The 12,572-nt window shown below is 64.5% G+C and carries 10 protein-coding genes and 4 tRNA genes; 8 read left to right on the top strand and 6 right to left on the bottom strand.

Features of this window, described 5'->3' with window-relative positions:
* Positions 1-2 precede the first annotated feature (2 nt).
* The 4 genes from pstS (at position 3) to pstB (ending at position 3,953) form a co-directional block, all read left to right on the top strand.
* Positions 3-1,103 (top strand): phosphate ABC transporter substrate-binding protein PstS, encoded by a 1,101-nt coding sequence (gene pstS, locus CH268_RS25060; protein WP_032367500.1) that lies wholly within the window; start codon positions 3-5, stop codon positions 1,101-1,103.
* 87 nt (positions 1,104-1,190) lie between these two features.
* On the top strand, positions 1,191-2,228 hold the full coding sequence (gene pstC / locus CH268_RS25055; RefSeq protein WP_027495869.1) for a phosphate ABC transporter permease subunit PstC: 1,038 nt from the start codon (positions 1,191-1,193) through the stop codon (positions 2,226-2,228).
* Positions 2,229-2,231: 3 nt separating this feature from the next.
* A complete protein-coding gene (pstA, locus tag CH268_RS25050; protein ID WP_027495870.1) occupies positions 2,232-3,140 on the top strand; it encodes a phosphate ABC transporter permease PstA in 909 nt (302 codons plus the stop codon).
* A 36-nt stretch (positions 3,141-3,176) separates the two neighbouring features.
* A complete protein-coding gene (gene pstB, locus CH268_RS25045) occupies positions 3,177-3,953 on the top strand; it encodes a phosphate ABC transporter ATP-binding protein PstB (RefSeq protein WP_027495871.1) in 777 nt (258 codons plus the stop codon).
* 127 nt (positions 3,954-4,080) lie between these two features.
* Here pstB and phoU read toward each other — a convergent pair whose 3' ends face one another.
* From phoU to CH268_RS25015, 6 genes are all read right to left on the bottom strand, one after another.
* On the bottom strand, positions 4,081-4,755 hold the full coding sequence (gene phoU / locus CH268_RS25040; RefSeq protein ID WP_027495872.1) for a phosphate signaling complex protein PhoU: 675 nt from the start codon (positions 4,753-4,755) through the stop codon (positions 4,081-4,083).
* A gap of 66 nt (positions 4,756-4,821) precedes the next feature.
* Complete coding sequence (locus tag CH268_RS25035) at positions 4,822-6,798, bottom strand: LCP family protein (RefSeq protein ID WP_094666181.1); 1,977 nt, start codon at positions 6,796-6,798, stop codon at positions 4,822-4,824.
* 119 nt (positions 6,799-6,917) lie between these two features.
* Entirely contained in the window at positions 6,918-8,057 is a 1,140-nt protein-coding gene (gene dusB, locus CH268_RS25030) for a tRNA dihydrouridine synthase DusB (RefSeq protein ID WP_027495874.1), read from the bottom strand.
* Between the two features lie 94 nt (positions 8,058-8,151).
* Positions 8,152-9,108, bottom strand: coding sequence for an acyl-ACP desaturase (locus CH268_RS25025; RefSeq protein WP_032381649.1), 957 nt, complete (start codon positions 9,106-9,108; stop codon positions 8,152-8,154).
* Positions 9,109-9,343: 235 nt separating this feature from the next.
* Positions 9,344-9,419: transfer RNA gene (locus CH268_RS25020), tRNA-Lys, on the bottom strand.
* A 68-nt stretch (positions 9,420-9,487) separates the two neighbouring features.
* On the bottom strand, positions 9,488-10,711 hold the full coding sequence (locus CH268_RS25015; RefSeq protein WP_255182495.1) for a lipase family protein: 1,224 nt from the start codon (positions 10,709-10,711) through the stop codon (positions 9,488-9,490).
* 622 nt (positions 10,712-11,333) lie between these two features.
* Here CH268_RS25015 and CH268_RS25005 point away from each other — a divergent pair.
* The 4 genes from CH268_RS25005 (at position 11,334) to CH268_RS24990 (ending at position 12,484) form a co-directional block, all read left to right on the top strand.
* Positions 11,334-12,002 (top strand): TetR/AcrR family transcriptional regulator, encoded by a 669-nt coding sequence (locus tag CH268_RS25005; RefSeq protein WP_027495877.1) that lies wholly within the window; start codon positions 11,334-11,336, stop codon positions 12,000-12,002.
* 79 nt (positions 12,003-12,081) lie between these two features.
* Positions 12,082-12,154 (top strand) — tRNA-Glu (locus CH268_RS25000).
* 123 nt (positions 12,155-12,277) lie between these two features.
* A tRNA-Asp gene (locus tag CH268_RS24995) sits at positions 12,278-12,351 on the top strand.
* A gap of 56 nt (positions 12,352-12,407) precedes the next feature.
* Positions 12,408-12,484 (top strand) — tRNA-Phe (locus CH268_RS24990).
* The last annotated feature ends 88 nt before the right edge of the window (positions 12,485-12,572 follow it).

Here is a 12,572-nt window from a genome sequence, read left to right as displayed (position 1 = left end):
AGGTGAACCTCAAGCGCAACGGTGCTCTCATGAGTGCAGTGGCAGTCAGTGCCATGTTGCTGGCCGCATGCGGTAGCGACGCGAACGTCGCCACCACGGACGGTGCATCGCAGTCCTCGGCTTCGTGCGAAGGCAAGTCCCCGTTGACCGGTGAAGGCTCGTCCGCACAGCAGAACGCCATGTCCAACTTCACCTCGATCTACTCCGGCGTCTGCGCGGGCAAGGCCGTCGAGTACACCACCAGTGGTTCGGGCAACGGCCGCACGCAGTTCGTCGCGGGCCTCGTCGACTTCGCCGGCTCCGACTCGTCCATCAAGGACGACCAGGCCGCACAGGCCGCCGTGCGCTGCGCCAACAACCCGGCGTGGAACCTGCCGCTGGTCTTCGGCCCGGTCGCAGTGGCCTACAACGTCGACGGTGTCGACAACCTGGTGCTGAACCCCGACGTCATCGCACAGATCTTCACCGGCAAGATCACCACCTGGAACGACCCGGCCATCGCCGCACTCAACGAGGGCGCAACGCTCCCGTCGACCGCGATCACCCCGGTCTACCGCTCCGACTCGTCGGGCACCAGCGACAACTTCCAGCGCTTCCTCGCCGCATCCGCTCCCGAGGCGTGGACGCTGAACCACAGCTCCGATTGGGCCGGCGGCGTCGGCGAAGGTGCCAACGGATCCTCGGGCGTCGCCCAGGCCGTCGCCGCCACCCCCGGTGCCATCACCTACGTCGAGAAGGGCTTCGCCGACCAGGAGTCGCTGGGCAAGGCCGCTGTCGACTTCGGTAACGGACCGGTCGAGCTGAGCAGCGAGACCGCAGGCAAGGCAATCGACGCCGCGAAGTTCAAGGGCGAGGGCAACGACCTCGTCATCGACATCGACGGCCTCTACGCCAGCGACGCAGCGGACACCTACCCGCTGGTCCTCGCGACCTACGAGATCGTCTGCTCGAAGGGCTACGACGCCGACACCACGGCAGCAGTCAAGTCCTTCCTGCTCAGTGCAGCCAACGAGGGCCAGCAGGGCCTCGAAGAAGCCGGTTACGTGCCGCTGCCCGACGCATTCAAGGAACGCCTGGTCACCGCCATCGAAGCGATCGCCTGATCCTCGATAAACCCGGTTTCGCCTTCGGCTCGCGGTGACGCGGGCCGAAGGCGGACCACCCTGCATCGACACGAGACAGTGAGCGGTATGAGCGACACCCACTCGATCACCGGCATCCCCTCAGCGGCTACCGTGCCTACCACAGGTGCCGCCCACGAACCGGAAGAACCACAATTGTCAGACTCGAAAACATCGGGGACGGTCACCCGTCCCGGTGACAGGATCTTCTCCGGCCTGGCCAAGGGCTCGGGCATCTTCATCATCGCCCTGATCGCTGCGGTCGGCATCTTCCTGCTCTGGCGAGCGATTCCCTCACTGTCCAACAACACGGTCAACTTCCTGACCTACAACGGCGCGTGGGACACCTCGAACACCTCGGCAATGGTGTTCGGTGTACTCGACCTGTTTCTGGTCACCGTCACCGTGTCGTTGTTCGCTCTGATCCTGGCGATGCCCGTCGCGCTCGGTATCGCGATCTACCTGACGAACTACGCACCCAAGCGTGTTGCCGGACCGCTCGGCTACGTCATCGACCTCCTCGCCGCCGTCCCGTCGATCGTCTTCGGCCTCTGGGGCCTGTACGTCCTGGCCCCGGCGATCAGCCCGTTCGCCGAATGGCTGAACTCGTCGCTGAGCTGGTTCCCGCTGTTCAGCACCGGCTCGGTATCGATCGCAGGCGGCGGCACCATCTTCACCGGCGGCATCGTGCTCGCCGTGATGATCCTGCCGATCATTGCCGCCGTGACCCGAGAGGTGTTCGTCCAGACGCCCAAGGGCCAGGTCGAGGCGGCTCTCGCGCTCGGAGCCACTCGCTGGGAAGTTGTTCGCACCACGGTCATTCCGTTCGGCAAGTCCGGCTTCGTCAGCGGTTCGATGCTCGGCCTCGGGCGCGCACTCGGTGAGACCATCGCGCTCTACATCATCATCCGCAGCACCCAGGCGACCTTCGGCGGAACGTTGTTCGACGGCGGTTCCACCTTCGCGACCAAGATCGCGCTGGCAGCAGGCGAGTTCAACAACCCGCTGCAGGCCGGTGCCTACATCGCCGCCGGTCTGGTGCTGTTCGTCCTGACCTTCGTCGTCAACGCCGGTGCCCGCGCCGCCATCGCCGGAAAGAAGGACTGACCCATGACCGCAACCATGGACAAGCCCGTCAAGGAGCCCACGTTCCAGGGCGTCAGCGCCCGGCGCAAGGCGTCGAACCTCGCGGCGACGATTCTCGTCAGCCTGTCGGTGCTCGTCGCCCTCGTACCACTGATCTGGGTGCTCTACACGGTGATCTCACGTGGACTGTCCGCTGTGGTCGCACCGGCCTGGTGGCAGAACTCGCAGGCCGGAATCACCCAGTTCATCGCCGGCGGTGGTGCGTACCACGCGATCGTGGGAACCCTCCTGCAAGGACTGTTCTGCGCCGTCATCTCCATCCCGATCGGCATCTTCGTCGCCATCTACCTCGTCGAGTACGGCGCAGGTACCAAACTGGCCAAGGTCACGACGTTCATGGTCGACATCCTCACCGGTGTTCCGTCCATCGTCGCGGCCCTGTTCATCTACGCGCTGTGGATCGCCACCTTCGGGTTCCAGCGCTCCGGTGTCGCCGTTGCCTTCGCCCTCGTGTTGCTGATGATTCCGGTCATCGTGCGGTCGGCCGAGGAGATGCTGCGCATCGTTCCGCAGGACCTGCGCGAGGCGTCCTACGCACTGGGCGTGCCGAAGTGGAAGACCATCGCCAAGATCGTCATCCCCACCGCGCTCTCCGGCATCGTCACCGGCATCATGCTGGCGCTGGCCCGCGTCATGGGTGAGACGGCTCCGGTGCTGATCCTGGTCGGCTCGGCCACCGCTATCAACTTCAACATTTTCGAGGGGCCGCAGACGTCACTGCCGCTCATGATGGTCGACCTGCAGAAAGCAGGAACCGGCGTGCTCACCGCGGAGCGCATGTGGGGAGCAGCCCTGACGCTGATCCTGATCGTCGCAATACTCAACATCGGCGCGAAGTTGGTCTCGAAGTTCTTCTCGCCCAAGAACTTCTGACCCACCCGACTCCAGAGAATCCTAAGGAATCAGAACATGGCAAAGCGTCTCGATCTCAAGGACGTCAACATCTACTACGGCAAGTTCCATGCCGTCTCCGACGTCACTCTGGCAGTCCCGCCGCGCAGCGTCACCGCGTTCATCGGACCGTCCGGCTGCGGTAAGTCGACCGTCCTGCGTTCGCTCAACCGTATGCACGAGGTCACGCCCGGCGCTCGCGTCGAAGGTTCGGTGCTGCTCGACGGCGAGGACATCTACGGCAGTGGCGTCGACCCCGTCGGTGTGCGACGCACCATCGGCATGGTCTTCCAGCGACCCAACCCGTTCCCGACCATGTCCATCAAGGACAACGTCGTCGCCGGGCTGAAGCTGCAGGGTGGCCGCGGCAAGAAGGAACTCGACGAGATCGCCGAGCGCTCGCTCAAGGGTGCCAACCTGTGGACCGAGGTCAAGGATCGCCTCGACAAGCCCGGCGGCGGACTCTCCGGTGGTCAGCAGCAGCGTCTGTGCATCGCCCGCGCCATTGCCGTCTCTCCCGACGTGTTGCTGATGGACGAGCCGTGCTCGGCCCTGGACCCCATCTCGACACTGGCGATCGAGGACCTGATTCAGGAACTCAAGCAGGACTTCACGATCGTGATCGTCACGCACAACATGCAGCAGGCCGCCCGCGTGAGCGATCAGACCGGCTTCTTCAACCTCGAGGCAACGGGCAAGCCCGGCAAGCTGATCGAGATCGACGACACCGAGAAGATCTTCTCCAATCCGACGCAGAAGGCCACCGAGGACTATATCTCCGGCCGCTTCGGATAACCGCACACCGCACAGAGAACCCCCGCCGAGCGAAAGCTCGACGGGGGTTCTTTTTGTGCGCCTGCCCTGGGGCCGAGATCGAGTAGCGTTGTCGCGCAGCGCTACTCGACCTCGAACGAAGTGGGTGCTACGAGCTGGGAATGTTCTGCTGGTGAAGGTCGGCGGGAAGCTGGCCGGTGACGAGGAAGATGACTCGGCGGCCGACCTCGACGGCGTGATCGGCGAAGCGTTCGTAGAAGCGGCCCAGCAGGGTCACGTCCACCGCGGCGGCGACGCCGTGGCTCCACTCACGGTCCATCAGCACCGTGAAGAGGTGACGGTGCAGGTCGTCCATCGCCTCGTCCTCTTCCTGCAGCTTCGCAGCGCGCTCGGGATCGCGGGTCTCGAGCACCTCGCGGGCCGAGGCACCGATCTGCACGGCGAGGCGTCCCATCTCGGCGAAGTAGCCGTTGACGACCTCGGGGAGGGCGTGGTTCGGGTGCCGGCGACGGGTGATCTTGGCGACGTGGAGTGCGAGTGCGCCCATCCGGTCGATATCGGCGACGATCTGGATGCCGGCCACCACCGAACGGAGATCGCCCGCGACCGGAGCCTGCAGCGCAAGAAGTGTGAATGCCTTCTCCTCGCAGATCGCGCTGAGCTCGGTGATCTTGTCGTGCTCGGAAATGACCTGCTCGGCGAGAACCAGGTCTGCTTGGAGGAGAGACTGCGTGGCCTTTTCCATGGCCGCACCAGCCAGGCTCGCCATTTCTCCGAGGAGATCGGCGAGCTCGTTCATCTGTTCGTTGTAGGCGACGCGCATGAGCGCAGTTTAGTAGGTCACACCGACCAGTTCTCTGTCCCGAGGGTTAACGGGGAATGAATGGAGTCAGGCGCACGTGTCGTCGGCCGCGTTGGTGAACGACAGATCCTCGGGCAACTGTGCACTTTCGGTCGTTCCCTCCACCTGGGTGGGGTCGATCTGCGCACCGACGTCGGCCGGGTACTGGGTGTAGCCCGGGTAGTTGGAACCGAGGACCACCTCCACGACGTTGTTCAGGCTCGGAGCCAGTTCGATCGCAGCGCCGGGTATCGCCGACGCCACCGTCGCCGCAGCGGCTTCCTGATCCTGGGAGTACCGAACGACGGTCTGAGCGGCGGAGCCGGAGAAGTTGCCGACCGTGAGGATCTGGAACCCGTACGTCGCCAGCTGATCGGATGCGGTCTGCGCCATTCCCGCGATGTCCGATGCGTTGGACACCTGTAGCGACACGGTGCCAGGATCGACGGCCAGCAGCGGGGCGTCGGGGGCGGCGGGCGGCGGGGTCGGCTCCGGTGTCACCGGTTCCGCCCGTTCTTCGCCGGGCAGGGGCAGGTCGTCGATGATCGCCTGGAAGATGGCACCGATCGCGTCCTCGTTGGGGATCTCGTTGCCGTAGTCGTTGGTTCCGGTGGTGGGAATGGTCAGGAAGGTGACCGCGCCGGCGTCGACGTTCTGCAACGAACGGCCGAGCGTCACCAGGTCCTGGGTCTTGACGTTCTCGACGAAGGTGTCGGAGGTGAACGCGTTGACGAATCCGTTCAGCTTGCCCGGGTCGAGAAGAACCTTGTTCGACAACGCCGATCGCAACAGTGACGACAGGAAACGCTGCTGGCGCTTGATGCGGCCGTAGTCGCCGTTGCCCTCCGATTCGATGTTGCGTGCCCGGACGTAGTTCAGTGCGGTGCGGCCGTCGATGCGTTGGGTACCGGCGTTGGGGAGTACGTCTCCGAGTTCGTAGTCGACGAGAGGCTGCGCGGTACACACCTCGACACCGCCGACCTCGTCGACCATGGACTCGAACCCGGCGAAGTCCATGCCGACGAAGTGTCCGATCCGCAGTCCTGAGATCTTCTGAATGGTCTTGACCAGGCATTTCGGGCCGCCGAGGGCGTAGGTGGCGTTCAGCTTGTCGCCGTACGCCTCCGGGAACATCTCACCGGTGTAGGTATTGGTGACGTTGTCGAACTGCTCGCACTCGGGGCGGGTCACGTCCAGGTCGCGTGGGAACGACACGGCGACGACGCGGCTGCGGTCGGCCGGAATGTTGACGAGCATGACGGTGTCCGAGCGCGACCCCTCGGCATCGGCGACGGTTCCTGCGCCCACCTGCCCGCTGGCACCGGCGCGCGTATCGGTGCCGACGATCAGATAGGTCTCGTCTCCGTACTGGCCTGCGGCGTCGACGACGTCGGTCGAATCGGGGTCGAGCGCGGCGACTTGGAGGAATCCTTGATCGGTGTTGCGAAGGTAGCCCCACACCACTCCCGTGAGAGCCACGGCGAGGATCGCGACGATCGAGACCAGGCTTCGGCCGATCATGCGTATTCGTCGTCGTCGCCGTACCCGGCTCATCGCCAGACGCGTCAGCGCCGGCCGGTCGGCGGCGGGTGCGCCGACGGGTTCGGGTGCAGCGTGCGGCGGCGGGGTGGGCATCGGACGGTTCGCCCGAGCCGGCGGGGGAGTGGAGTCGGTGATCGGTGAGATGACCTCGGTGGGCTCTTCGACGTCCGGCCGTTCGGGGGGATCACGTCGGGTCGCTCCCGAACGAGACATCTTGTCGACCAGCTCGGCGACCGACACCGTGTCCGCATTGCGGGGGGAGCGTTTACCGAGTCGGCCGCTGTCACCCGGCTTCGGCGGAGAATCGGAGTCGGATGCGTCGGATTCCGAGCCAGCGGGGTCGGGTGTGGCGGGGTCGTCGGACCGAGGGGGACGTTGTCCGGAACGTCCGCCTGCGCCGGTTCGTCCGATTGAGGACAGCGGGCGCTCCCATGGGGCGCGACCCTCGGGCACAGACGGGCCCGACTCTCGATCGTCTCCCACGAATTCGAACCTGGCCTTCCATCACACGCATGTGCCGTCTACTCGGCAATCCAAGCCATAGTACTGACTCGAGCGGCGCGGTCCACTTCGTGCGAGACGGGCCCTGGTGAACGGGTCGATCAGCCGCCGGAATGCATCAGATCTGCACCGGCGGGGACACACAGGTCCTCCGGATCGTCGAGCCATCCGTCGGGCAGCGACACGGCACCGGGTGAGCCCTGCCGGCCGCGGGGACCCTCGGCGTCCTTGGGAAACGGAACGGTCGGATCCAGTTGCGCCAGAAGGTCGTCCAGTTCGGCGAGGGTCGACACCAATGCCATCGACACCCGAAGATCCGAGCCGGCGGGAAAGCCGCGCAGGTACCAGGACACGTGCTTACGCAACTCTCGCAGGCCTTTGCCCTCACCGTGGTGCTGCGCGAGCAACTCGGCATGGCGCGCGATGATCGTGGCCACCTCACCCAGGGTCGGCGGCGTCGGCTCTGGCCGCCCGTTCAGGCGGGCACTGAGCTCGGCGAACAGCCACGGACGACCGAGACAGCCACGCCCGACGACGACGCCGTCGCATCCGGTTTCCGCCATCATGCGGACGGCGTCGGACGCCGAGAAGATATCGCCGTTGCCCAGGACGGGAATCCCGGTGACGTGCTCCTTGAGTCGAGCGATCTCGTTCCAGTCGGCGGTGCCGGAGTAACGCTGGGAGGCGGTGCGGGCGTGCAACGCCACGGCCGCTGCACCCTCGTCGGCGGCGATCCGGCCGGCATCGAGATGGGTGTGATGGTTCTCGTCGATTCCGACACGGAACTTGACCGTGACGGGGATGTCGGTGCCCTCGGTGGCCTTGACCGCCGCAGCGACGATGCGGCCGAACAGGTTTCGCTTGTACGGCAATGCGGCTCCGCCGCCCTTGCGGGTGACTTTCGGGACCGGGCAGCCGAAGTTCATGTCGATGTGATCGGCCAAATTGTCGTCGACGATCATTTTCGCCGCGGCGTACGTGGTGTCGGGATCGACCGTGTAGAGCTGCAAGGACCGGGGAGTTTCGGTGGGCCCGAACGTCGTCATGTGCATCGTGGCGGGTTGCCGTTCGACGAGAGCACGTGCGGTGACCATCTCGCAGACGTACAGACCGGACGTGCTGCCCGCGCGCTCGAGTTCCTGTTCGCGGCACAACGTGCGGAACGCCACATTGGTGACGCCTGCCATCGGTGCGAGGACGACGGGGCTGCGCAACTCCAGGGAGCCGATCTGCAATGTCATGGAAAACAAGCCTTTGGAACGAAGGGAGAACTTTCGGGAGAAAAGGCGGTGCCCGGCACCGAAGTCGGTACCGGGCACACCAGTCGATCGAAACTCAGGACGCGCGTGCTTCGGCCTTGGCGCGTTCGCGGGCCAGCGAGCGGTCTCGCATCTCCTCGAACTTGGTGGCCTGACGTTCGAGGTCTTCGAGGAACGCGGCGAGTTCCTCGCGCTTGTTCTCACCGCGGGCGGTGAAGTCGTTGCGCTCGAACACGCTCCACTTGCGCAGGACGGGCCAGACGACGTCTTCGAGGTGTTGGCGCAGGTCGTAGATGCCGTGCTTGGCCATCAACACACCGTTGCGGCGGAAGTTCGGCATGCCGGCACCGGGCATGACGAAGTTCGTCACGATGTCGGAGACCGCGTCGAGGGTCTGGTCGGGTGCGATGTCCATCGCTGCGCCGGTGATGTTGCGGTAGAAGATCATGTGCAGGTTCTCGTCGGCGGCGATGCGCTGGAGCATGCGGTCGGCGATCGGGTCGTCACAGACCTTGCCGGTGTTGCGGTGCGAGACGCGGGTCGCGAGTTCCTGGAATGTCACGTACGCCACCGAGTGGAGCAATCCGGTCTGCGAACCTGCGGGCGAGGCGAAGCCGTTGGTCATGTGGATCATGCGGGCTTCTTCGAGGGCGACGGGATCGACGCCTCGGGTGACGACGAGGTAGTCGCGCATGACGATGCCGTGGCGGTTCTCCTCGGCGGTCCAGCGGCCGACCCACGTTCCCCAGGCACCGTCCTGGGAGAAGTTCTCGGCGATCTCACGGTGGTAGGACGGCAGATTGTCCTCGGTGAGCAGGTTGGTGATCATCGCGGCCTGCGCGACGTCGGAGAGCTTGGACTGCTCCGGGTCGTAGTCCTTACCGCCGAGCGCGGCGAAGTTGCGGCCTTCGTCCCACGGCACGTAGTCGTGGGGATGCCATTCGCGCGCCATCGAAATGTGACGGTTCACGTTGTCCTCGGCAGTGGGCACCAGCTCTTGCAGAAGCTCGAGCTGTGTCAGATCCCTCGCCATTAGATCGCCTCCATAGATTGCGTACGACCGGTCCAGCTTACGGCACCGTAGGTTCGGTGTGAACCGTGTCGCGGCTGTTCACTTGCTGTTCGAGCAGTCGTGACGACCGACATCGGCCGATGTGGGGATCTTCGCGACTGCTGCAGTTCTCCCTGCACGTCGCTGCGGACGGGCCGATCGTTACCCCGAGTGTACGGACCGGATGCCGCCGAATGCAGTTCGGCGGAAGGGTGTGTGGTGCCCCCAGTAGGACTCGAACCTACGACCTGCGGATTAAAAGTCCGTAGCTCTACCAACTGAGCTATAGGGGCGCGGATCGAAAGTGTAATGGGCAGTGCAGCCGTGTCGGTCATGCACCCCCGGCACCGCGTTTCGGGGGTCAGCGCCCGAAACTGCTGCAGCCTTGCGGCGCGGGGATACCGGCCAGGCGGTCGTCGATCCAGGAGTACGCACCGGGAATGCCGCTGATCGCGACGACGAGGTGTTCACCGAAGTACTCCTCGAGGCGTACGTCGGCACCGTGTGCGCACCACTCGTCGTACAGCGTTTCCGCACCTTCCCGGGGGATCCAGAATTCCTGACGGCCCTGGTAGATCATCGTGGGCACGGTGGGGGCGAGATCACCGCCCATCCGGGTCGCGGCGATGATGCGTTCGGCGATCTCGGTCCGGTCGACGTTCGGCACGTCCGAGAGGGCCTGGGCCGGTATCGGTGCCACCAGTCCGCCGGGAGCGAGCAGTGTGATGCAGAGATCTTTGGCCACGGTCGCCAGACGCAGTCCGTTGGCGTTCATCAGGGAGAACATCTCGGGATACTCGCGGGCAACTCCGAGCGCTGCGGACAGGAACAGCGTCGACGCGACGTTGCCGTTCATCGACGTCAGCAGAATCCGGTAGTCGGTCGGTGGACCGCCGAAGGCCGCGCCCACCAGATTGACCTCCGGCGCGTACGACGGGGCGAGTTGAGCGGCCCATCCGGTGGCGATCGCGCCGCCCGAATAGCCTGTGACGGCAATCGGGGAGGACGCGGGCAACCCGAGTTCGGGGAGGCGCACCATCGCGCGCAACGCGTCGAGCACCGCATGGCCGGCCATGCGCCCGGCCGCGTACGCCTGCCGCGGACCCTCGTGATCGGTGACGACCACTGCATAGTTCTTGGCGAGGAACGCCTGCACCGCTGGAATCTCGCGGGCAATACCTCGGGGCAGGGTCCACGACGGTGCACAGGTGTTACCCAGTGAGTTGATGGCCATGTTGTACGCGACGACGGGACGCGTGCCGGGACCGGCCCAGGGCGCGTCGGGCACGATGACGGTCGTTGCCGCTGCGACGGGTCGGTCTTTGGAATCGCTTGTGCGGTAGAGGATCTGGGTCGATGTGACCGGGGTGAACAGCAGCCCCACGCTCACGCGTCGGGTGCCGAGAACCGATCCGGGCGGGAGCTCCTCGAATCCTGCCGGCGGGTCGAAGAACGGCTCGCCGAGTGGGGTCGGCAGGTAGAGGGCGGGATCGGCGACGGGATCGAGGAAGTTCGTCAGTGGGTCGGCGGCGACGGTGTGCGCCGTCGACAACGTCAAGGCCGACGACACGAGTAGTACTGTCATCGAACGACATACGCGGATCAATAGATTCATGGCGTGCACCCGTCCCCGATCGGCCGAAGCAACATGTGTGATGCGCATCACGCTATGCCCGAGGTGGTGTACGCCTTCGGCTATTCCGAGAATGTGTCGAAACCGTTACCGTTTCGCCGCTGATATCGATTATGAGACAGTGCTTTTGGTGACCGCACAGATCGGTGTTGCCGTATTCGATTGATCAGCAACAGTTTTCATGCGCTAAGGAGCGGTGCAAACGACGGTGCCTCGAGAGATGCTCGTGCAGAATGTAATTCGATATTCAACTGCTTTCCGGATCTGGGAGACCGGCGGCCATTCGGCGGAGTTCGTACGCATGCTCGGTATCGGCGTTGTGGCTCGAACGGCGGTGCCGACCTGGCCCGAGCGGACGTACGTGAGCGGCTCGAGTGCGCACCCCCTGCAGCGCACTCGAGCCGGGTGAACAATACCATTCGGCTTGTTTCAGTTACCCAACCGAATTTTCTGTCGGCTGCACGCGTCGTAGCGGACCGCAGGTGAGTCGAGTCGCGTGTCGTTCGGGTGAAGTACTCTCTACTTGTACTACCTGTGGATATGCAGGGCGCTTGGGCTCGGAGGCACGGAGTAAATGGCACAACAGGAGCGCGCACGGCGGACCCGGGCGGCAATCGTCGAGGCAGCAGCGGCGGAATTCGCCAAGCGCGGATATGCGGCTGCGTCCGTCAACACCATCTTGGAAGGATCGAACGCCACCAAGGGGGCGATGTACTTCCATTTCCAGTCCAAGGAAGACCTGGCCCGAGCGGTGCTCGCGGCCGGACTCGACCGTTATGTCGCAATCTCCGAGAAATGGGCGGATTCGACCGCGCATCCCTTTTACGTCATCAAGGGAATCGTCGACGACATCGCGCAGAACTTTCAGAACGACGTGATCGTGCGTGCAGAATTCCGGCTGATCGTCGAGCCCGAGTTCTACGCGGAGGTGCACTCCGGTGGTGGCCGGGTGTGGGGCGCTCAGGGGTACGCGCAGGCCGAGAGAGCGCTGGCGATGGGAGACCTCAAGCCGCAGTTCGACGCAGCCAAGTTCGTGCGGGTACTCGCCGCGTCGATGGCGGGTCAGCGTTACATGTCGGATCTGGTGGCCGACAACGCAGATCTACGCGAGCGGTTCGAGGAGTCCGTCGAGATTGTGCTCCTTGCCATGGCGTCGGATAGTTGGTTGGCCGAGTTCGAACTCCACGGGTGGGAGCAGTTCGGCGAAAACGAGGCAAAAACTGCCTCTGACCTGCCGGTTTGAGATTTACCGCGAAAGTGTCCTAAGCTATCCCAGCTCCCAACGGAACGCCGTTGAGGGTAGCGTCGAAGCAATTCGGCGGGCCCCCTTCGTCTAGCGGCCTAGGACGCCGCCCTTTCAAGGCGGTAGCGCGGGTTCGAATCCCGTAGGGGGTACGCAGGAAAGCATCGGATTGACAATCCGATGTGCAGTACAGCATTCTTCATCTCGCTCCGGCGAGAAGCAGATTTGCAGTTCGGAGAGTTGGTGCGCTAGAAATAGCGCGGCAACAACAGCAAGGCCCTGTGGCGCAGTTGGTTAGCGCGCCGCCCTGTCACGGCGGAGGTCGCGGGTTCGAGTCCCGTCAGGGTCGCAGAATCGGTGTGCAAGCACCGGCATTGCGATGGCATTGTTTCACCGGTGCCGCCCGGCCAGGTAGCTCAGTTGGTACGAGCGTCCGCCTGAAAAGCGGAAGGTCGCCGGTTCGATCCCGGCCCTGGCCACCACGGTTGTGATCGACAAGCACTGACAAAGCCCCTCTCGACTTCGGTCGAGAGGGGCTTTGTCGTCTGCGGAGTATTCACTGTCCCGTGA

Source organism: Rhodococcus sp. 06-1460-1B (assembly GCF_002258475.1).
GTDB lineage: Bacteria > Actinomycetota > Actinomycetes > Mycobacteriales > Mycobacteriaceae > Rhodococcoides > Rhodococcoides fascians.
The sequence above is the reverse complement of the archived record's forward strand: the minus strand, read 5'-3'. Positions and strand labels throughout refer to the sequence as shown.

Bases quoted from the DNA above. Each gene is read 5' to 3' on its own strand.
- pstB (WP_027495871.1), top strand. From the start codon at position 3,177: ATGGCAAAGCGTCTCGATCTCAAGGACGTCAACATCTACTACGGCAAG.
- pstC (WP_027495869.1), top strand. From the start codon at position 1,191: ATGAGCGACACCCACTCGATCACCGGCATCCCCTCAGCGGCTACCGTG.
- CH268_RS25025 (WP_032381649.1), bottom strand. From the start codon at position 9,108: ATGGCGAGGGATCTGACACAGCTCGAGCTTCTGCAAGAGCTGGTGCCC.
- CH268_RS25005 (WP_027495877.1), top strand. From the start codon at position 11,334: ATGGCACAACAGGAGCGCGCACGGCGGACCCGGGCGGCAATCGTCGAG.
- CH268_RS25015 (WP_255182495.1), bottom strand. From the start codon at position 10,711: ATGACAGTACTACTCGTGTCGTCGGCCTTGACGTTGTCGACGGCGCAC.
- phoU (WP_027495872.1), bottom strand. From the start codon at position 4,755: ATGCGCGTCGCCTACAACGAACAGATGAACGAGCTCGCCGATCTCCTC.
- pstA (WP_027495870.1), top strand. From the start codon at position 2,232: ATGACCGCAACCATGGACAAGCCCGTCAAGGAGCCCACGTTCCAGGGC.
- dusB (WP_027495874.1), bottom strand. From the start codon at position 8,057: ATGACATTGCAGATCGGCTCCCTGGAGTTGCGCAGCCCCGTCGTCCTC.